The 20,836-nt window shown below is 67.6% G+C and carries 15 protein-coding genes and 3 pseudogenes; 4 read left to right on the top strand and 14 right to left on the bottom strand.

Going from position 1 to position 20,836, the window contains the following annotated elements:
* Positions 1 to 8 precede the first annotated feature (8 nt).
* From ACH427_RS16115 to ACH427_RS16165, 11 genes and pseudogenes are all read right to left on the bottom strand, one after another.
* Positions 9 to 959: an SDR family NAD(P)-dependent oxidoreductase gene (locus tag ACH427_RS16115; protein ID WP_398870085.1), complete on the bottom strand. Its 951-nt coding sequence runs from the start codon at positions 957 to 959 to the stop codon at positions 9 to 11.
* 292 nt (positions 960 to 1,251) lie between these two features.
* Complete coding sequence (locus ACH427_RS16120; protein WP_398870086.1) at positions 1,252 to 1,659, bottom strand: nuclear transport factor 2 family protein; 408 nt, start codon at positions 1,657 to 1,659, stop codon at positions 1,252 to 1,254.
* Positions 1,605 to 1,934, bottom strand: a pseudogene (locus ACH427_RS16125) (GrpB family protein); the annotation flags it as partial. The gene ACH427_RS16120 and the pseudogene ACH427_RS16125, both read right to left, overlap by 55 nt.
* A 127-nt stretch (positions 1,935 to 2,061) precedes the next feature.
* Positions 2,062 to 3,006 carry a S1 family peptidase gene (locus ACH427_RS16130; protein WP_398870087.1) on the bottom strand — a complete coding sequence of 315 codons (945 nt, stop codon included), beginning with the start codon at positions 3,004 to 3,006 and terminating at the stop codon, positions 2,062 to 2,064.
* Positions 3,007 to 3,674: 668 nt separating this feature from the next.
* Positions 3,675 to 5,123 carry an amino acid--tRNA ligase-related protein gene (locus tag ACH427_RS16135; RefSeq protein ID WP_398870088.1) on the bottom strand — a complete coding sequence of 483 codons (1,449 nt, stop codon included), beginning with the start codon at positions 5,121 to 5,123 and terminating at the stop codon, positions 3,675 to 3,677.
* 10 nt (positions 5,124 to 5,133) lie between these two features.
* On the bottom strand, positions 5,134 to 6,351 hold the full coding sequence (locus ACH427_RS16140) for an MFS transporter (RefSeq protein ID WP_398870089.1): 1,218 nt from the start codon (positions 6,349 to 6,351) through the stop codon (positions 5,134 to 5,136).
* A 31-nt stretch (positions 6,352 to 6,382) separates the two neighbouring features.
* Positions 6,383 to 7,267, bottom strand: a complete 885-nt coding sequence (locus ACH427_RS16145) for a radical SAM/SPASM domain-containing protein (protein ID WP_398870091.1) — start codon at positions 7,265 to 7,267, stop codon at positions 6,383 to 6,385.
* Positions 7,261 to 8,025 (bottom strand): hypothetical protein, encoded by a 765-nt coding sequence (locus ACH427_RS16150; protein WP_398870092.1) that lies wholly within the window; start codon positions 8,023 to 8,025, stop codon positions 7,261 to 7,263. The genes ACH427_RS16145 and ACH427_RS16150 overlap by 7 nt, the downstream gene beginning before the upstream one ends.
* A gap of 76 nt (positions 8,026 to 8,101) precedes the next feature.
* A complete protein-coding gene (locus ACH427_RS16155; RefSeq protein ID WP_398870093.1) occupies positions 8,102 to 9,106 on the bottom strand; it encodes a hypothetical protein in 1,005 nt (334 codons plus the stop codon).
* Between the two features lie 21 nt (positions 9,107 to 9,127).
* Positions 9,128 to 10,456, bottom strand: a complete 1,329-nt coding sequence (locus ACH427_RS16160) for a radical SAM protein (protein WP_398870094.1) — start codon at positions 10,454 to 10,456, stop codon at positions 9,128 to 9,130.
* 104 nt (positions 10,457 to 10,560) lie between these two features.
* Positions 10,561 to 10,743 carry a hypothetical protein gene (locus ACH427_RS16165; protein WP_398870095.1) on the bottom strand — a complete coding sequence of 61 codons (183 nt, stop codon included), beginning with the start codon at positions 10,741 to 10,743 and terminating at the stop codon, positions 10,561 to 10,563.
* A gap of 1,465 nt (positions 10,744 to 12,208) precedes the next feature.
* Here ACH427_RS16165 and ACH427_RS16170 point away from each other — a divergent pair.
* Positions 12,209 to 14,716, top strand: coding sequence for an ATP-dependent Clp protease ATP-binding subunit (locus ACH427_RS16170; RefSeq protein WP_398870096.1), 2,508 nt, complete (start codon positions 12,209 to 12,211; stop codon positions 14,714 to 14,716).
* Between the two features lie 248 nt (positions 14,717 to 14,964).
* Here the strand turns inward: ACH427_RS16170 and ACH427_RS16175 are convergent.
* From ACH427_RS16175 to ACH427_RS16185, 3 genes and pseudogenes are all read right to left on the bottom strand, one after another.
* Positions 14,965 to 15,346: pseudogene (locus ACH427_RS16175) on the bottom strand (hypothetical protein); the annotation flags it as partial.
* A gap of 13 nt (positions 15,347 to 15,359) precedes the next feature.
* The gene (locus ACH427_RS16180; protein WP_398870097.1) at positions 15,360 to 16,214 is read right to left on the bottom strand and encodes a class I SAM-dependent methyltransferase; all 855 of its coding nucleotides are present in this window, start codon (positions 16,212 to 16,214) and stop codon (positions 15,360 to 15,362) included.
* Positions 16,215 to 16,579: 365 nt separating this feature from the next.
* Positions 16,580 to 17,093 (bottom strand): annotated as a pseudogene (locus tag ACH427_RS16185) (DinB family protein).
* Positions 17,094 to 17,710: 617 nt separating this feature from the next.
* Here ACH427_RS16185 and ACH427_RS16190 point away from each other — a divergent pair.
* The 3 genes from ACH427_RS16190 (at position 17,711) to ACH427_RS16200 (ending at position 20,801) form a co-directional block, all read left to right on the top strand.
* Positions 17,711 to 18,139 (top strand): esterase/lipase family protein, encoded by a 429-nt coding sequence (locus ACH427_RS16190; RefSeq protein ID WP_398870098.1) that lies wholly within the window; start codon positions 17,711 to 17,713, stop codon positions 18,137 to 18,139.
* Positions 18,140 to 18,635: 496 nt separating this feature from the next.
* Positions 18,636 to 19,415, top strand: a complete 780-nt coding sequence (locus ACH427_RS16195; RefSeq protein WP_398870110.1) for an isoprenyl transferase — start codon at positions 18,636 to 18,638, stop codon at positions 19,413 to 19,415.
* 402 nt (positions 19,416 to 19,817) lie between these two features.
* Positions 19,818 to 20,801 (top strand): ABC transporter permease, encoded by a 984-nt coding sequence (locus tag ACH427_RS16200; RefSeq protein WP_398870099.1) that lies wholly within the window; start codon positions 19,818 to 19,820, stop codon positions 20,799 to 20,801.
* The last annotated feature ends 35 nt before the right edge of the window (positions 20,802 to 20,836 follow it).

Here is a 20,836-nt window from a genome sequence, read left to right on the forward strand (position 1 = left end):
GGCCGCCGCTATCCAGGGACGACATCGGGGTCGAGGCCGGTCAGCTCACAGCTCGCCTCCCACAACCGCGCCGCGACGGAGGCGTCCGCGAGGTGGTTCCACATCGGTTCGCGTCGGGGCTCGCCGCGCAGACCGAAGACGCGTGGTCCCCACAGCTGACCTCCACGCACATCCACATCCAGTACGGCCCGCACCGCTGGCCATGCGCCGGCGTCCTTGCCTTGGAGGAGGAGCGCCGCGGGCGCCGTGCTCAGCCGTGCGCCGATCGTTCGCGCAGGGAGCGGCGGTCGTGACGGGGTGAGGGCATCCAGCGCGCCGCCGGGATGGACCACCACGCTGGCCACCGTGCTGTCGGCGGCGCGCAGCCGGCGGTCGAGTTCGACGCCGAAGTACATCTGCGCCAGCTTGGAGCGCCCGTAGGCGCGTTTGGGCCGGTAGCCCTTCCGGGACTGCAAATCGTCCGGATCGAGGCGCTCGGACTTGGCCGCGAAGCTGCCCATGGTCACCACGCGGGCTGCCGGCGCGGCCGACAGCAGCGGCATGAGCCACCGGGTCAACGCGAAGTGCCCCAGGTGGTTCGTGCCGAACATGAGCTCGTGACCGTCCGCCGTCTCCCTTCGCGGCGGGTCGTCGAGCGCGACGCCGGCGTTGTGGACCACCGCGTCGAGGCGTTCCACGTCCAGTGCTCCCGCCACCGTTGCGAGCGACGAGAGGTCCGCGAGGTCCAGCCGCACGGCCCGCACCCGTGCTCCGGGGACTCGCGCACGGATCGAGGCCATCGCGGCCTCGGCCTTCGTGGGATTCCGGCTGCCCAGCACGACGGTGGCCCCGGTGGCCGACAACTGCTCCGCGACGAAGTACCCGATGCCGGCGTTGCCGCCGGTGACCAGGAAGACGCTGCCATCGGCACGCGGCAGCCGTTGAACATCCCAGGGCGAAGTGGAGGGCGTGGACGTCACGGCGGGGCTCCCTGCTGGCGAAGGCGGTTGCGGCTGCCCTGCGGGGCAACGCCCCCATGGTTCCGACGGCCACCGACACATCGCCTACGGATCGCCGACATTCTCATCGGACGGTCGACGCCGCGGCCCCACCGCTTTCCCGCCATGCGAGGAACAGCCCATGTGCCGAGACGCGATGGTTGGAACCGGTGATCCGTGTTGGCCCGGCCGTTTTCATGGCGCGTGACACGGTTGTCGGAACCGATGTGCCAAGGTTGTTGGAACCCAGTGATCACTTGCCCCTTCGGAAGCCTCAGCTCATCAGCTCGGGCGCGAAGTAGTCACGCAGTCGTGCGATCTTCCCGTCGCGGATGCGGAAGATCTGTACCAGCGAGACAGACGTGTCCACTCCGTCCCCGTCGAAGACCGTGTCGATCTCGGCGATGAACACGTCGGGGTCGGAGGTGGTGTGCAGCACGTACCCGGACTTCTCAAGGTTCGGCGAGCGGTGCTCGTTCACCGGTCGCGCGTAGTACGCCGCCATGGCGCTACGGATCTCCTCGCGACCCACCAACCGTTTGGGGAAGGCGGCGCCGGCCGGCATCAGCGGTGCTTCGAAGACGGCGTCCGCGGTGAAGTTCTCGGCGAGGGCATCGGCGTTCCGGGTCAGCGTGCCGGCGTAGAGGTAGCTCTCGAAGATCTCTTGTGGCGTTCTGGACACGGCCGGCCTTCCCGGGATCGGACACGGAAGGCCACTTCATCACAGTGACACTTCCGGGGAGAGGGTTTCCGACAACGATCACGTTCCGCCGGATCGGCTGGCCTCCGGCCGCCGCGCCAGGCATGGGGACGGCTGCCCTGCGGAAGCCCGGTCGCGCAGAAGGTCTTGGCGGCGCTGTAGGCGTCCCGGTCGTCCCCGTACTCCGCTGCCGCTCGCCGTTTGAGCCGGGCGTAGGCGGCGACGTCCGGATGGGTGCGCAGGTGGTCGCGGAGAGGATGCGTCCGATGCCGAACCGGATGCCCTCCCGTCGGCCCCCTCGCCCGGCCAGCAGTTCCCGGGTAGAAACCGTGGGGCGGTTGACAGACCGCCGGGCCGCCCCCTTCAGCAGGGCCGTGGGCGTCTTCAGAAGTTCAGGGGCTGGAAGAAGGTGGGGGATCCTCCGCCGGCCGGGCCGCCGCTGATGAGTCCGACGCCGTTGGGCCCGGTGGGGCCCTGGTAGACCGGCCCGCCGGAGTCGCCGCCGTTGCCGCTCTGGCTGCTCTCGGCGAGCCCTGTGACAGCACCGTCCGGGTAGTTGACGGTCACGTTGGTGGCGATGACTTTGCCGCACTGCTGACCGGTGGTGGCGCCGGTTCCGCAGACCGGTTGGTTCAACTGGGGCTGCGAGAAGCCGTAGATGTTCAATTCGCCACCGTTGACCTCCACATAGTTGGAGAGGGTCCAACCGGATGTGGGCTGGATGACGGCCCAGTCGGCCCCGGGGAACTTGTACGAGCTGACGGTGCCGAGCTGGGCACCGTGTCCGTCGTACCAGGTGGATGCGGCGGCGCCACAGTGACCGGCGGTCGTCGCGGTGCCGGGGTGATAGTTGTTGAAGCCGCTGGTGCACTCGTAGACAGTGCCGCTGGTGCCGCTGTAGATCGCACTGCCACCGTAGTAGGTGCCGGCCAGGTGGCTTGACCTGGCCGCTTCGGGGGCCGGGACCTTGGCGACCCACGACGAGACGGCCTGGCCGATTTCGGTGACGGCAGCCAGGCCCGGTGTTGTCGTCGCTGTGGTGACGAACTGCCGGGTGGCCACGTCGTCGGCGCCTCCGAGTACCGCGACAGAGATTTTGCACTGGTCGGGGTCGACGTACCAGTACTGCGCCCGGCCGGCTTGTTTACCGATGGCGAGTTTGTCCAACTCGCCTTGGAGAGAATGCAGTTGCTCCATCTGGACGGAGGAGCAGGCCCCGGCCCGGGCGGATGCTGCCAGAGTGGGCGTGGTGAACGTCGGCGCGCTGAGCATGGGGAGCGTCAGCAGAGTAGCGGCGGAGAGCAGGCCCATCTTCGCTGGACGGTTCATCGAGAACAGCTCCTTTGCAGACCGGTGCCGAATGAATGGAGGAGTCTTCCTCCGGTGCCGGCAGTCCCCGGTCCAGTGACCACCGGCAGATAGGCGGATGGCTGTTCAGGTATTCGAAGCGTAGAGGCGGGCGACCCGGCGCCATATAGACCATCCGAGGGATCGTAAATAAGAAAATCCCATGCCGTTGTGCTCAATGCTGCACAACGATTACGGCGTATAGGGCCTCGGTGGCGGTAGAGGCTGTCCCCGCCGCGGCACCCGCGCAAGGGCGATGCCCCTGGAGCGCGTAGTCCGATCGGTGGGCTCGAGGCCGTGCCTGACATACGCCGGAAGTCTCAACTCGTCACCGCGATCAGGGACAAGCGCGGGCTGCTCGCTCATGGAGGCGGTGTGGCACCCCACCGCCACACCGAGGGGCAGTTGCTGTATCCCTCGGTGGGCGTTCTTGCCACTACCACGGAGCGCGGCACGCGGATCGCACCGCCCAACCGGGTCGTATGGACACCGCCGGGTTCCGAGCATTACCACCGCGCGTACGGGCAGACCGAGGTCCGGGTGGTGGAGATCTCTCGCGTGCTGTGCTGTGCTGTGCTGTGCGTTGCGTTGCCGGACCGGCCCATGGTCTTCGCTGTGTCACCGCTGCTGCGGGAAGGGCAGCAGCGGGCCTATTCAGGCCCGGTGGCTGTCGTCGCTCTTCCGTCTCCGTGGCGGGGGAAGAGCTGCATCTGCGCAGCTGACTCCATGCCGGTCAGGACGGACAACAGGCGTTCCCAGCCTATGTAGATGCCCACCGCGCCCGGTGGCGACTGGGGCAGGGCACGGTTGAGATAGGAGTACCAGTGCGCCGTGTGCTCCACGCCCGCGAGCCGAAGGTTCTCCTTGAACTGGTCGGCGTCTGAGAATTCGCGCACATGGACCACCTCTCGGCCTGCGAGATAAAGCTCGGCATCGGCGATGCACACCGTTCCATCAGCAGCCGTTATTCTTCGGGAAGTGACGGAACGTGTGTCGTGCCGACTGTCGGCTCCCTCATCCGCACGCCATCTCAGCGTGGGGAAGAGATTCCACGTGGGGTTCCACTGCAGTGTCGCCGCGTTCATGCCGGTCGCTGACGTGGTGGATGAGGCATGACCGACTGCGATGTCCAGGATGCGGCGTGCCTGTGTGGGGTCGTGGCCCAGTTCCACGGCCCAGCGCTCCTCGGTGCCTTCGGCAGGGAGGGAGCTTTCGAGGCCGTGGACGCGCGCTCCTGCGGTCTGCAGCCGTTCCTTGAGGACCTGCCGGGCGCGGGTGTTCCAGCTGGAGGGCACGGTGAAGAGGGTGACGTCCTCGATGCTGAGGCCGTCTGCGAGCGAATCCGGGGCGAGCCCTGGGGGTGCCACCCGGTGGAAGTCGGACTTGTCGATGTCGTAGTCCAGTTCCTGGCACAGGGTCACGATGAGATCCTCGGCGAGCCCCATCATCTCCTCGAGCGTGGTGAACCTGCGGGCGATCACGAGCTGTTCGAACTCCAGCAGGTAGTCACCGTGGTGGCCGGGACGAGGGTTGCCCTCGTAGCGGAAGCATCGACCAAAGCTGAAGGCGCGGTCCAGTCCCTCCGCCAGCGCCGTCCACAGGGGGAATTCCGGAGACTGCAGCAGTTTGAGCCGACCGGAGGTTTCTGTATTGAGTTCAGAGTGGGTCAGCCCGAATTCCTCGGCGCCGTACTCCTCTGATTGCGTCCATACGCTGGGGAACACGACCTCAGGAAACGTCTTGCCCCTGAGCCATTGGTGGACGATGCCGCGTAGCCGGCTGGCGATATGCAGGTGGGGGACGGGGTGCACTGCGAAGTGTGGTCTGCGTGGTGAGGTCTTCGGAACGCCGGGTTGGTCGGGTGCCGGGACCGGGCTGGTCTCCGTGGCGGCGCCCTTGATCTCCACTGTCTCCAGTGCGGCGGGGCCTTTGGGCTTCCCGGTCACCAGTACCGGGCTCTCCACAGTGATACCCCGAGAGCGCAGCATGTCCCTTTCCAGCCCGGGCAGTTCGTACCATCCGTGGTCGGTCATCAGGTAGTGGGTGCCTTTGTCGCGGACGAGCCAGCCTGAGATTTCGACAGTGGTCGGATCGGCCATGTTCGTCTCCTTACGTGTGTGTGGAGTGCAGAGGGGACATCTCGGCGGTTTCGTCGTGCGGCTCCCGCGGGATGAGGGTCCAAAGGGCCAGAAGGGCGGTGAGGGCCAATAGCCCCCAGGCGCAGTAGTGCAACGCCCGGACCGGTCCGAAGGCATCCCACAGGTAGCCGAAGACCAGATCGGCGGCCGCCATGCTCAACCCGGCCGCGGTGCTCAGCATGGAGGTGACGGTGTTGCGCAGCTCATCGGGGATCACAGCGTGCGAGTGGACAGCCAGCAACGTACCGCCCGTGCCGACCAGTACTTCGGCGCCGAGGTAGCCCACAGCCGTGCGAGGGACGCCGCCACCGACAAGGAGGAGGAAGCCCAGGAGGCAGATCACCGACGCCAGGACGGCATACTCGGCGCGCAGCGCCTTCGGACGCCGCCCCAGCCAGGCCCCGAGCGCGGCCGTGAGTGAGAACAGCAGAAGCGTCAGCCCCAGAGCACTCGCCCTGCTACCGCCGAATTCCGGGAATCCCGCGACCACCGGCTGCCACGACATGATCAGTACAGAAATTGCGGCTGAGTAGACCAGCGTGAGCCACAGGACCCCCAGTCTCGCACCCGTCACGGTGGCCCGGATGCCATCCAACATGTTTCTGGTGACGCCCAGTTGACGGTCTCCGCCGGACCGTGGCCAGGTCAGCGCCACCCACAGTGCGGCAGCAACAAGCAGGCATCCTGCCACCAGCACGATCTCAGCCGGTGGGACTCGTGTTCCGGCCAGGGCCACGGTCGCCGCGCCCGCCGCGGAAGCCAGCCAACGTGTGACTTGGTCACCTCGCAGCACGCGCGGCACGACGTCGGCGTTACCGGCCTCCCTGAGGGAGTTGACGACCAGTGAGGTCGGGGCGCCGGAGTACAATGCGGCGCCCGATGACCACAGCAGCAGGGCCGGTACGTAGAACAGCGGGTGTGGAGTGAGTGCGAAGAGCAGGAAACCGGCTCCCCAGAGCAGCAGTCCGAGGATGATCAGGCCGCGTTGGCCGTAGCGGTCGCCCCAGGCCCCGCTGGGTGCCTCGACGAGTCGGCTGACGACGACGGTGCCGGCGACGTAGACGCCGATGAGATCTGCGGTGACCCCGCCTTCCTGCATGACGAAGATAAAGGTGGCTCCGAAGATGAAGTCGCTGAAGAAGGAGACACTTCCCAGCGCCCACAGCCGGTTCGCCATGGGGATTTTCATGGTTTCTCTCCTCGCAAGGTGGGTGAGGGCGTCATGTGAGGACCAGGCAGTCGAGCGAGGCACAGGGCCCGGCCGGGCGCAGGGCGAGTTCGGTGCGCTTGGCAGCCAGGACGTCGGCAGGGGTGCTGCTGCGGATGTTGCCCAGAGAGGTGGCGTTACGCTGGGCGCAGATCTGGATGTCGCCGTCCGCGTTGATGAACACGCCGCTCTCCCCCGCGTGGCAGGAGCCGATTCGGGGCAGGACGCCGGAGGCCAGGTAGCGTCCGAGGCGCCCGTAGTAGAGCGGCCTGTCGAGCTGGGTGCTGATCCGTTCGAGCAGTGCCCGAAGCTGCTCACGCTCGCCGGTGGCGAGGGTCATCAGGCTGAGCGGGTGGGTGTGGGGGACCCCCACGGGTATTAGTTCGAGGGTGAAGCCGCGTTCCGCAACGCGTGCGGCGATGTGCTCCACGTCCCTCCAGTTGCGGCTGGTCATGACGACGCAGACCTGGACGGTGGACGCTCCAGCCGAGGCGAGAAGGTCCAGGCTCCGCAGGCTGGCACGGGTGCCTCCGCGGACCTTGTCCGCGATGCCGCCCGAGACGTGATCGAGACTGACGTGCACTTCGCAGCCGGCCTCGGCGAGTCGCGCCGCCAGGTCCAAAGTCAGCAGGGTGCCGTTGGTGAACAGCGCCACATGATCTGCGTATGCGCCGGCGACGTCCACCAGTTCACCGATGTCGGTGCGCAGCAGAGGCTCCCCGCCGGTGATCGAGATGCTGCTCAAACGTCCCTCAGCGGCGCAGGCGGCGAACCAGCCCTGGTAGTGCTCGGGGGAAAGGGTGGCGTCGAGGTACTGGGACGAGCCGACTTCGTACCAGCAGTAGGTGCAGCTGAGGTTGCAGCCGTTCGCGACCATGATGGTCTGTTCGGTCAGCATGGCGGTGCTCCTTGGGCTGTGCCGTCGTGTGCGTACGGTCGGATCCCGGTGGTTGCCACGGCGGTGGATGCCTGGTGAATCCGCTCCGCGACGGTGGCGAGTCCCCCCTGTTCGCGCAGGTGCGCGTGGTGATGGAGTGCGTACCGGCCGCGCGTTGCCAGCTCCGCCGAGGGGGAGCTCTGATAAGCCGTGAAGAGGCTGTGGAAGATGGGCCCGGCTGCGAGGGAGACTGCTTCCTCCACCACGTACCAGGTGATGGCGTCCACATAGGCTTCCCACCACTGTGCGTCCCGTGGCGGGATGAGCAGGAGATTTCCGAGCCACTGGTGGACGAGTTCGTGGACGAGGTAGAGGTAGCGGGTCGCAGCGGACTTGGTCCGGTACAGGTCCTCGGTGACCACGACTGTGCCCGGAAAGGAGATTCCCTTGGGCCACTCATGACTGCCCATGACGATATCGACGTACGACCATGGAAGCGGGCCGAACTGGTCCAGCAGATGGCGCCACACCTGCGTCAGCGTGTTGTCGGTGGTGCCATCCAGGGTCAGGGCGCCGGCCGCTTGCCCCCAATGGTGGTGCGAGGAATCGGCTGCGGGCAGGGCGACCGTTTCGCCGAGTCTGAAGTCCCGGGCCGCATCCAGCACGCGCATGTTGTGCACGGGCCAGTGCCGTGGCTCCGGCTGACGAATGGTGATGACTGACGCCTGCTCGGCGCATGCGGGCAGTTCACCCGCAGGCCCGCCGAGCAGGACGTCCACGTCGAGTTCCTCCGCGGGCTGCCGGTCACGGGCAGTACTGGTGAGGGAAACGCCAACAGTGGACGGACGGGAGAAGTCAAGCGATGCGAACACGATGCCCGTCCTCCTGTACGGCCCAGGCCCTGGTACTGGCGGGGAGAGCGATGTCGAAGTGCTCCGCGCCTCGGACGGTGCCTCCGAGCATGGAGTTGTCGCCGAGGCCGAGGTGAACGTGACCGAGTGACTTCTCGAAGAGACAGGTGGTCGGAAGCCAAGGGGCATGAGGATTGAGTCCGATGCCCACCTCGACAACGCGGGCGTCTCCCGAGTTGCCTGGCAAGTGGTCGAGAAGCCCCTCCCGCACAACCGCACTCACGGTGGTGGAGCCGCGGTGCGCCCCGGGCGCGTACTGAACGGTCCCCTGTATAAGGCCAGGAGAGCAGGCGAACCAGGCTTCTCCGAAAGGCATTTGGAGAACCGGTGCGTCGAGCTGGGCCGAAGTCCAGTCGTCACGGACCTGCCAGGGAGCCTCGACGATCAGGAGTGCCCCTTCACCTGATTCGAGGTGGAGGGACCGCGCCCCCGCCGCCTTGTCGCTGATCTCCCGGAACCGGGCCCGCAAGCGGCCCAAGGGCTCGGCGAGGGCCCGCAGATACACGGTCTCCAGTCGGTCGCGCAGATGCGGCCGGTTCACACCGTGGGGAAAATCGATGAACAGCAGGGACACTTGCGACTCGACAAGGTCACGGATCCTGTCGGTGCTGCCTTTCGTGGCCGCAGCGGTGGGGTCGGCCGTATGGATGGTGGGCCCGAAGGGGTCGTGGTGGATCAGGAGGTCCACACCTGGGCGGGCCCCCCTCCCCACGCGGCGAACGCTGAGTTCTTCCGGTGTCGGCGGATCCCACTGCCGGTCGAATTCGTCACGCACATCGTGAGTGACGGTGGCCCCCCTGTCGCGCAGCCGGTCGACGACGAAGCGCCACAGAGGATGGCGCCCTCGCGAGACGACGAGTACACGCTGCGTGGACGGAAATGCCGCTGCTGCCTCTACGACGCTGAGCGCTGCTTGCGCTACGGCATCTCCTTGTTGATGCTGGTTCATGGGCACTTACTACCGGCCTGCTCAAGCAGGGGTGAGAACGAGACGCGTCATTTCCTGCATGAACCCGCACCGGTCCTCGTTGAGCCGCCCGCCCCAGAGGATTCGCTCGACAGTGCACGGGCCACCGCACAGTTGACTGGCCGGGCACGAATCGCAATCGGCGACGCCACCCTGCGACTTGTGCCACTGCAACCCGGCTTTCTGGGCGTCCGTACCGGTCGAGATCTCGACGCGCTTGTCCTGGTGGTGCACCAGGCACATAGAGCGCCGGCCGTCCGCACTCACATAGATCGGCCAGGCTTCGCCATCCGGGTCATCCACTTCACCGGTCACGCAGTTGTCGGGGTTGGGCACACCGCTCCGTATCGTCCCCGGGATGAAGGTGCCAGGGCCGTGGAAGGAAATACCCTTGGAATCAAGGTAGTTCCAGATATCGAAGACCACGGCGGCGAGTTCCGCACCGCCTGTCTCCCACCCCTCAGATGTGGGTTGCGGAGAGTTGAGGCCAATGACCTCAGGGTTGAGGTCGGACTCCTCGACGAACCACCGGACGATTTCGGGCAGCTGGTGGAGATTCGTGCTGCTGGCCGTCATGAGGAGGCTGCTGGTACCACCGGCCTCAATCCATCGACGTAGCCCACGTGCTGCGTTTTCATAGGTTCCCCGGCCGTTCTTGTAGGTGCGCAGCCGGTCGTTGATGTCCGGCGGGCCGTCAAAACTGAAGGCGAGCTGAAACCGGTGCGACACCAGCCACTCCGCTCGGCTCTGTGTCATCAGGGTTCCGTTGGTGGTCATGATCTGCTGATAGGCGGAGACCCGTCCCTCCGCCCGGGCCTGCTGCAAAGAGGCGTCGCCTTGCTGCAGACGGTCCCACTCCAACAGGGGCTCTCCGCCGAAGTACTGCACCGAGACCGAGCTTCCTCCCGCCTGCCCGGTGAACCAATCGAGGGTCTGTTCCAGCACCTCTTCGGACATGCGCGGCTGGAGGTCGGGATACATCTGCTGTTGAAAGCAGTACGAACAAGCCATGTTGCAGCGCTCTGTCAGAGCAAGGCGGATACTGCGGTAACGGCCACCGCCCTTGCGGTACTGAGCGGTGCGCAGACCGTTGAGCCGGGCGACTGCCTTACCAGGAGCGTCCGCTTCGGCCGGAACGATCAGCTGCCCTTCCATCAGCTCCTTCAGCTCGCCGACGGGAGCATCCCGCACCGATACCGGGGCTCGGAAGCGGTCAAGCAGCTCCTCATCCCGCGCGGTGATCTCGTACACGTCCAGGCTGAGGCTGTTGAACGCGATGCGCCGCTCACCCGCCGCGTAGACGTAGGTGTACCTGCTCGTTTTCCACTGCATGAAGCGAGTTCCTCCGCGGAGGCGGCGGCACGGCTTTTACGGCCGCCGCCCCGCTTTCAGTGAATGCAGGTCCGCACCTGCGGACCGAATAGATCGTCTGTCGGTCAGTGGCTGAGTTCGGCCACAGCGTCCTGGGAACTCTCGGCTTCGGAAGCGAGAGCCTCCATCAGGGCGATCTCGAAGTCGATTTCGGGATCGGCATCCCCGGACAGGGCGGCCAGCGTCGTCATCCCGGACCTGGAGCAGATATCTCCGCGACCGTTCAGTGAAATCGTGTGACGCTTCATTGGTTCTCCTTCTGCTATGAGCAAGTTCAGGAAAAGCCTCGGAAATTCGAGGCGTGGTGATTGTTACCGAAAAGAGCGTGGAAGTTCTAGGTCAAATTTTTAACAAATCAATCGGTTGCTGACGGTAGATGCGAATGCAGGCCGTCGCTCGAGAGGTCACTCGACCCATCATGACCGTTTAATGTGCATTTAGTGATACTTTTCGGGCAGGAAGCGGAACAAGGTAGTCCGGATTGCGTAACACCGGTTTCGACTGACTGAAATAAGCCGCGAAGCGGGCCGCTGACCTGCATGTTCGCCGTGTTACAGTGCCGCGACCCTCATGGCCCGAAGCGTCAAGAAGCGGACATCTCGCGCAAGGTGGACGCCAGTTCTCCTTGGGGGCGCTCGCTCAAGTTCCTCATCACCGGCGAGCGGGCGACAGTTCTGCCCACGGATGCAGGCAAGGGCCACCGTCACCTCTGCCATGCGCGACCTCCCCGCGTCAGCCCGCACGCCATCCGCCGTGGGCGCCACGGGACCGGGTTCCCGTGACGGTGGACCGGTTCCGGTGGGCGGACGACCGCGTCGGGAACGGCACCGACTGCGCCTCGGCTACCGTGCGCACTTCTCCCCGACGGGTTCGCCGCCCTCCGCGCCGTGCAGTCGCACCCGGACGTCATCCGGTCCGGTGCCGGGTGCCTCCACGGCATCGGCCGCCGTGCGGACCAGCCGCCGCAGGGCGGTGCGGTGGCCGTCCAGGCCGGTGGGAGGTGCACGTCCACGGTGCCTCGCTCCCGTGTGACGGCGGTCGGTGCGGGAGTTCCGGGCGGGATGAACGTGACCAGGACGCGGGTGCGTTCGGCCGGGGCGGGGCCCTGGACGAGTCGGTCGTCCTCGGCGCGGGCCCGGACGCCCACCGGTACGGACGGGCCGCCGTGGCGCAGGGCGTTGCCGATGAGGTTGGCCAAGACGACGTCGACGCGCCGCGGTTCGAGGCGGGCGCGCAGCCCGGCGGCACGTCGGCGCCGCCGCGGTCCTGCCAGTGCCGCAACGCGAGCGTCTTGCCGACTAGATGATCGATTCCAAGGGGGCAGTCGTCATATGCGGTCAGTGAGCGCAGGACGGGCTGTCCTGTGTGGTTGTTGTGCCAGATCGCGGCGGTCATGCGCATCCGCCCACGAGGGCGGGACGATCAGTAGGACGACTTCGTGACTCCGGTGCGGGCGCCCCCCGGGCGCGGATGCGAGCCACGGCCACCTCGACACCCGATGCTGTCGATCGTCTTGATCGCCTTGCTACTGAACGTCACCGCCTGTCACGCCTCCTCGTGCCCGATCGCCTGCGGCATCTGCGGCTCTGCTCAGGACGCCCGTCACTCACCTGCTGCGTTCGCGCGCCGGGACCACCCGGCGAAGAATGGCCGTGTACCGGCCATTCGACTACGGCAGGCTGCGCACAGCCGCTGTGCCCCCCGCCGGACGGGATGATCGTTGTGACAACTTCGCCTTTCGGGTCCGGCGACCCGTTCTCCGATCTCTTCGACCGCTTCTTCGGCATGAGTCCGGCAGCCTCGCCGCCAGCCGTGCAGCGCGTGCCCATCGGGCGACTGCTCAGTGATTCCTCGCACGAGCTGCTGGCGGCGGCAGGCGGCCGGGCGGCCGAGGACGGGTCCGATCTCGACACCGTGCACCTGCTGTGGGCCGCCACGCAGGTGCCGGCCGCCCGGCAGGTGCTGGAGCAGGCAGGCGCTGATGCGGACCAGCTGGCTGCGGACCTGCAGGAGAGCCTTCCCACCGGCACCGGAACAGGCGACCCCGGGCTCACGCCAGCGGTGAAGCGCGCTCTGCTTGCCGCCCATGCCCGCTCCCAGGCAACCGGTGCCTCGTACATCGGCCCGGAGCACATCCTCGCCGCATTGCTGGACGATTCCGGCCTGGCCCGCACGCTGGGATCCGAGGGAGTCTCCCCCGGTGCGCTGAGCGGCGCCGGAGCCGACCGGAAGGCGGCGTCGGGCGGGCACAGCGACACTCCGACCTTGGACGAGTACGGGCGCGACCTCACCGACGAGGCCCGCAGCGGACGTCTCGACCCGGTGGTCGGCCGGGCAGAGGAGATCGAGCAGACAGTGGAGGTCCTTTCCCGGCGCACCAAGAACAATCCGGTGCTCATCGGGGATCCCGGTGTCGGCAAGACCGCCATCGTCGAGGGACTGGCGCAGCGGATCGTGGCCGAAGAGGTCCCGAAGGCCCTGCGCAATCGCCGTGTCGTGAGCCTCGACATGGCCGGTCTGGTCGCCGGGTCAAAGTACCGGGGAGAGTTCGAGGAGCGGCTGAAGAAGGTGATCGACGAGGTCACGGAGGCCGAGAGCGGCATCATCGTGTTCATCGACGAACTGCACACGGTCGTCGGCGCCGGCGGAGGCGGCGAGGGTGCCATGGACGCCGGCAACATTCTCAAGCCCGCGCTCGCCCGGGGCGACCTCAGCGTGGTCGGCGCCACCACCATCGACGAGTACCGCCGGTACATCGAGAAGGACGCCGCGCTCGAACGCCGCTTCCAGCCGGTCATGGTCCGCGAACCCACCGTCGAGGAGACGGTCGAGATCCTGAGCGGGCTTCGCGACTCCTACGAGGCCCACCACCAGGTCCGTTACACGGACGAGGCCCTGGACGCCGCGGCCGCCCTGTCCGACCGCTACATCACCGACCGGTTCCTGCCCGACAAGGCGATCGACCTCATGGACCAGGCAGGAGCACGCGTGGGACTGCGCGGCCTCGGTGCCCCGGCCGGGACCGCGAGCCTCGAGGACCGCCTCACCAAGCTGCGCAGGGAGAAGGACGAGGCCGTCAGCACCGAGGACTACGAACGCGCCGCACAGCTCAAGGAGCAGATCCGGCAGGTGGAGCAGGAGCTCGCCGGCGCCGGCGAAGAGCGGGAAGAGGCCGGCAGTGTGACTCCCGAGGACATTGCCGATGTGCTCTCCGCGCGCACCGGCATTCCCGTCTCCCAGCTCACCGAGACCGAGCGCGAGCGGCTCACGAAGCTCGAAGAGGCCCTGCACGAGCGGGTGGTCGGCCAGGACGAGGCAGTCACCGCCGTGTCCCAGGCCGTGCGCCGCGGCCGGGCGGGCATGGGAGACCCCGACCGGCCCACCGGCAGCTTCCTCTTCCTCGGACCCACGGGAGTCGGCAAGACAGAACTGGCCAAGGCACTTGCGGAACTGCTCTTCGGAGACGCCGACCGGATGGTCCGCTTCGACATGAGCGAGTTCCAGGAGAAGCACACCGTCTCCCGGCTCGTCGGCTCCCCGCCCGGATACGTCGGCTACGAGGAGGCCGGGCAACTTACTGAGGCGGTGCGCCGCAAGCCGTACAGCGTCGTGCTGTTCGACGAGGTCGAAAAGGCCCACCCGGACGTCTTCAACCTGCTGCTGCAGGTGCTGGACGACGGACGGCTCACCGACGCCCAGGGACGCACGATCGACTTCCGGCACACCGTGGTCATCATGACCAGCAACATCGCCTCCAAGCGCATCCTGGACCACCAGGGGGCGGTCGACGACATCAGGGATGACCTGATGGCCGAACTGCAGGCGCACTTCCGGCCCGAGTTCCTCAACCGCATCGACGAGATCATCGTCTTCCACGCCCTGACCCGGGCGGACCTGGTGCGCATCGTCGACCTGTTGCTGGAACGCAGCCGGCGCAGGCTCCACGCCCAGCAGATCAACCTCGAGGTCACCGAGACCGCCAAGGAGTGGCTGGCCAACCGTGGCTACCAGCCCGAGTTCGGAGCCCGGCCGCTGCGCCGCACCATCCAGACGGAGCTCGACAACCGCCTTTCGAACATGCTGCTCAGCGGCTCGCTCAATCCGGACGACACCGTCATCGCCGATGTCAAGGAGGGCGAGCTGGCACTGACCCTCGGTCCGGCTGCCGCCTCGGGCGGCGCGGACCAGCCGGAGCCGGAACGGGGATTTCTTTCATCATGAGGCGGGGTGGACAGCGTCGCCGCCAGGATAGAAGGCGCCACGGCGGCAACTGCCAGGCGGACGTGGCCGGGCATCCCCTGGCACCGCGTAGCGTTCGCGCTTCGACTGCTCCACGGGGCTGGACGGCCGGCGACTGCGGAATCCAGCGGCTCTTCGTCCTGCGCGGCCTGTTTCCTGATGACGCCGACCGCCGCCTGCCGCACCGCTCCGGCGCCGCAGACGCCGGGAGCCGAGGCCGTGCAGTGAGATCAGTGCGACCCTGTGCTCAGGGTCGACCTCGGTGCGGACCGGGTTGCGCTCCGCCGGCTCGGCAGGTCGGTGAGGAAGACGCCACTCTGATAGGACTCGTCGGTCTTGTGGTAGAGGGTCGCGATGCCGCGCCACTGCTGCAAGCTGCAAACGGTAGAAGCACCGTTCCACGACGTTGCGGCACTTGTAGAGCTGTTTGTCGAAGGCCGGCGGTCGCCCGCCGTGGCTGCCGCGCCGGAGCCGGTTGCGCACTTGGTCGGCACGCTCGGGGATGGTGTGACTGATGCCGCGCCGTCGCAGCCAGGTGCGGATCGCCTTGGTGTCGCCCAGGACGTGAGCGGGCCGCACCCGTGGCCGTCCCGGGCCGGTGCGGGGCACCCGTTGAAGACACAACCTAGCGGCGCACCGCCGAGATCAACCCGCCCGGACCCTCGTCCCCCTGCGGCGGGGTGCTGATCGGGCGGCCGTAGGCGGCGGCGCGGTCGCGCAGGGTGAATGCCTCCGCGTCCCAGCCGAGGCCGGAGAGCCAGCCCACCGGGTCCTCGGGCATCTCCCAGACCCACATGGAGGCCGCCGAGCCCCGGGCCGCGTCACCGGCGAAGCGTGCGAGCACACCGCGCGAACCCAGGGTCAGGCCCATCCGGCTGCCCGTCGCGGACAGCCTGCCGACCCGGTCGAGCAGCAGCTCCACCGCGTCCTCCGGCAGGTAGATCAGCAGTCCCTCGGCGATCCACACCGTCGGCAGCGCCGGGTCGTGCCCGGCGGCGGCCAGCGCGGCCGGCCAGTCCTCGCGGAGGTCCACCGCGACGGTGATCCGCTCGCAGCCGGGTACAGCGCCCTCCTGGCGCAGCACCGATGCCTTGAAGCTCAGCGGCTCGGCGGTGTCGACCTCGAACAGCCTGGTGGCCGGGGGCCAGTCCATCCGGAAGGCCCTGCTGTCCATCCCGGCACCGAGCAGAACGACCTGCCGGATACCGGCCTCGGTGGCCCGGTTCAGCAGGTCGTCCAGGAACTTCGTCCTGATGATGATCGAGGTGGCCACCCCGAGCCGGCGCCGCCGCTCGGCCTCGCTGCCGCGCTCGGGCAGCGGCGAACCCGGGCCGACCCCTCCGGCGGCGGCGAACGCGAGCGCCAGCGGATCCCGGAACAGCGGGTCCTCCCGTGCCGTCTCCAGGGCCCTGACCCGCGCCACGCCGACAGCCGTCGCCCATACACCGGACGGTTTCACCCGGCCCTGTGCCTCAGTCATACAGGCAGCCTAACCTGGCGTGGTGCGGCGGACTTCGCCTGGTGGCAGCGGCGGTTGGCGGAGCACGGGACGACACGGCGGCTGCTGTCGGGCGAGATCCTGGGCGCGGCGATGCCCCTGCCGACGCTCCTGAGCTTCGGCCCGCCCGCCGGCTTTCGGCAAAGGGCTCCGCAAGCGGTGCGGCCACAGCCCCTGACCTGACCACCAGTCACAGCAAGCACGCCCGTGCCGCGCCGACGAGCATCCGAACGACCCGTCACATCACCGTGGCCTGGGGGTCTCCGATACGCCACAAGCTGCTGTATCTGTCGCCGACAATCAGCGTCTACCTCTGTCGTCGACAGACCAAGGCCGTCTGACCGGCGCTATACGCCGGTGGTGCCGTCGATGCGTTCCCGCAGCAGGTCGGCGTGTCCGTTGTGGCGGGCGTACTCCTCGATCATGTGGACGTAGATCCAACGGAGGCTGACTTCCTGCCCCATGAAGCGACCGGTGTCGGCCAGAGCACGGTCGGCGCAGTGCTCACGGGCGCGGGAGATCTCCGTGCGCCAGGTGGCGAGGGCATCGCGCAGCGTGGCACCCTCGGCCAGCGCGAAACCGCCGTCGGGGCCGTCAGGGTCAGCCTGCGGGTCGTAAATGGGCGGTACCTGTTCTCCGGCGAACACCCGGCGGAACCAGTTCCGCTCCACCTCCGCCATGTGCTGAACGAGGCCGGTCAGCGTGAAGCCGGACGGTGGTACGGACGCGGCGGCGGCCTGCTCGTCGTCCAGGCCCTCGCACTTCATGGCGAGTGTCGTGCGGTGGAAGTCGAGCCAGCTTTCGAGTGTGGCGCGCTCGTCGGCATTCATGGGGTGGCATAGGGCGTTCGATGGTGCTCACCGGTCGATTATCGCCATCGGCCTCGACTGTTGGCAGACAAGGCCCCGCCCGGTCGGCAACGCGACGCTGGACGTGTGCCCGGCTACGGACCGGGCTCGGCTCTCTCCTACCATCGGGCCGAGGAGATCTTCGAGAAGAACGCTCGGCTGCCGGCCAACCCGCGTGTCTCACGCGAGGACATCGAGGACCTGCACGGCTGGACGCTCCACGGGCTACGGCACTCCGGGCTCGCACACGAGGCCGAGGGCGGCACTCCCAGCCCGATGCCGCCGGTCAGTTCCCGTCATGCCTCCGATGCTCCCTGGAACGCTACACACGCCCCGGCGTCGACTCCGTCGCCCAGCACGTTGCGGCGCGCGACCCCGCCACCCGTCGCAAGCACCTTTGGGCTTAACACGATCTTGTAGAGATGTGAGGGCTAGGTGTGATTGGTGTGCTTCCCTCCCTCTAAAATCCCCCGCCTCGATGTGCACACCGAGGGCCCGGAGGTCGCCCCGGGGACACGCGGCCGACGGTCCGGGGTCCTCCTCGGGCGGTACCAGATCCGGGGAGCGTCGGGGGGAGGAGGAGGTCACCCGGGGGTCCCCCTCGGTCGGCACTCATGGGAAATATCGCGCGTGGTCCGAGTTCCGCACTACTCAGACTGCCGTCCCAGCGCCGCCCACCCACGTCCGGTCGTCCTGGTACACGGTACCTACGAGAACCGCTACAACAACTGGGCCCGGATGTCCCCCGAGCTGAAGGCCCAGGGCTACTGCGTCTACGCCCTCGACTACGGCGACACCGACGACGCCGGAGTGGCACTCGCTCCCACCGTCAAGGGTTACGGAGACATCAGGAAGTCCTCCAAGGAGCTGGCCGCCTTCGTGGACAAGGTGCTCGCTGCCAGCGGCTCCGGCCAGGTGGACCTTGTCGGCCACTCCCAGGGCGGGACCCTGTCCCGCTGGTATCTCAAGGCCGACGGAGGCGCGAACCCGGCCGACCCCTCGAAGAACAAGGTCAGGAAGGCGTCCAGCTCGGCGCGACCAACCACGGCACCACCATGAGCGGCATCGAGACTCTCGCCGACAAGCTCCACATACTGGAGTCCGGGGCGAAGCCCCTGGACCCCTCAGCGCCGGCGGCTCCTTGTGTGCCAAGGGCTCCCGCCTTCTGATTCCGGCCCGAAAGTCCGCCCGCGGCCGACTTCGATCGTCAGCAGGCCGCCGGAGGATCGCCGGAAGGCCAGGCGGCCGACCGCGCCCTGGGCGACAAGGCGTTCGGTTCCAAGGCCGTACGACGGGGACTGCGGCGCCGCCGGATCATGTCGGTGATCTCCCGCAAGGGCACACCGACGGATCCTCCCTGGGCCGAAGCACAGAAGGAGATCGGCATCCTGTTCGCCGCGCCGATCCACATGGGGCGGTCGCTCGTTTTCAGGTCGATCCAGCCCTGTAGGTCATTTCGTCAGGGTGGGTGAAGGCCCTTGTGGTTGGTGCCAGTTGGGTATATCAGGCTGGTACGTTGAACGTGACTGCGCGTGGTAGGTCGGGAGGCATGATGGTGCTGTCCACGGTTCGCTCGGCGCTGGAGGCCGTGTACGAGCGTCGCCTGGCAGGCAAGCTGGACGGCCTGCCCCGGCCCCAGCACGTAGGGATCATGCTCGACGGCAACCGGCGGTGGGCGCGCGAAGCCGGGCACGACGACCCTCGTGAGGGATACCGGGTGGGCGGGGCGAAGGTGGAGGAGTTCCTGCGCTGGTGCGTGGCGGCCCGCATCGAGCACGTGACGCTGTTCATGCTCTCCGACGACAACTTGCACCGGCCGCCGGAGCAGCTGGGTCCGCTGATCGAGATCATCGAGGAGACCGTGCGGAGCATTTCGGCGCCAGGTCTGCCGTGGCATGTCGAGGTCATCGGATCGCTCGACCTGCTGCCCGGCGGCAGCGACCTGCGGTTGAAGGAGGCCGCGGCCCGGACGAGCGGGTCCGGCGGGCTCCAGGTGGACGTCGCGGTCGGGTACGGCGGGCGGCGCGAGATCGTCGATGCCGTGAAGGCGGCGTTCGAGGCCCACATCGCCGGAGGCGGCGACCCGGCGGAGCTGGTGGAGACCTTCGACGTCGAGCACATCTCCCGGCACCTCTACTCCTCCGGCCCCGGCCGGGACCGCACGGATTTCATCATCCGCACCTCCGGTGAACAGCGGCTCTCAGGCTTCTTGCTGTGGCAGTCCGCCTACGCCGAGATGCACTTCGTCGACTGCTTCTGGCCGGCGTTCCGCCGGATCGACTTCCTGCGCGCGCTGCGCGCGTATGCCGCGCGCGAGCGCCGCTTCGGCAAGTAGCGGCTCGCCTTTGAGGCGAGGTGAGCCAGTTGCTTCTGCGCGAGGAGCATCTCGATAGCGCGGCCGGCGGCCTGCATCCGCCGAAACCTCTCGCATGCTTCGGCCACATCCCCCGGAACCGAGCCGGGTCGGCGTCCCAGGCCGCGGGAAACGTAACGCGAGTGTGGAGCAAGCAGGGGTAAATCGCCTGATTCCGGACGGTTTACTGCGGTGGTGTTTCGGCCTCGTGGCAGCTCGGGCCACAGCCTGGCCCCGGCCGCCAGGTACGGACCAAAATGACGACACCGCACCCCGGTAACTCACGTTCCGTTTCCCCCAGAAGGCTTCACGGCACATGCTCACCTCCATCGGATCCCGCGCCCCTGCGGCGCACTTCTCGCATCTGGTGAGGAGGTGGCCCGCATGCTGCGTCAAGTGACCCGCAAGGCGGCAGGCTGGCTTCTGATGATCGCGGTCGCGACCAACGCGACCTACTTCCTCGCCAGTTGGTTCCTCGATCCCCGCTCGAACTACCAAGGTCTGAGGCCCGCCCGCAGCGAGGCGCAGATCGACATGGCGCTCGCGCCGTACAACCTCGACCCGCGCGTACCCGTGGTACACCGCTGGTGGGACTGGCTCACCTCAGTGGTCCTGCGGTTCGACTGGGGCAAGTCCCCTACCGGTGTCTCCGTGAACGGGGAGATCGGCTACCGGTCGCTGGTCAGCGCCGAGCTGGTCCTCGCCGCCACGGTCCTGTCCGTCGTGGTCGGCGTCGCGCTCGGCGTGTACACCGCTTCCCGGCAGTACGGCTGGGCCGATCGCGTCTCGCAGGCCGTATCCATCGTGGTGTTCAACATCCCGGCCTCCGTCGCCGCGCTCGCCGTGGTCTTCGTCGCCATCTGGCTGAACCAGCACGCGGGGCTGCACTTCCTGTATGTGGCCGGGGAGAACTCCCCCGATGTGCAGGGCCTGTTTCCGACGATTGGCGACCGACTGCTGCACCTGATCCTGCCCACGCTGACGCTGACCCTGATGGGATACGTCGGCTATCACCTGACGCAGCGCTCGCTGCTGCTCGACACCATCAACGCCGACTTCGTCCGTACCGCGCAGGCCACCGGGCTCACCCGGGCCCAGGCGATCCGCCGGCACGCCCTGCGCACGGCGCTCATCCCGACGGCGACGTCCGTAGCGTTCAGCGTGCCCGCCGTCTTCACCGGCGCCATCATCACGGAGACCGTCTTCGGCTGGAACGGCATGGGCCGCTATTTTGTGCAGACCATCAGCAAGAACGATGTGCACGGAGCGGTGGCGACGGCCGCCTTCGCCGCGGCCCTGACCGCGATAGGCGCGATCCTCGCGGACATCGCCACGGTCTTCCTCGACCCCCGGGTGCGGGTGAGCTGACGTGGCATCAAATCTGTCGACCGGTGCCCCCGCGC

Source organism: Streptomyces sp. NPDC020379 (assembly GCF_044387105.1).
Taxonomy (GTDB): domain Bacteria; phylum Actinomycetota; class Actinomycetes; order Streptomycetales; family Streptomycetaceae; genus Streptomyces.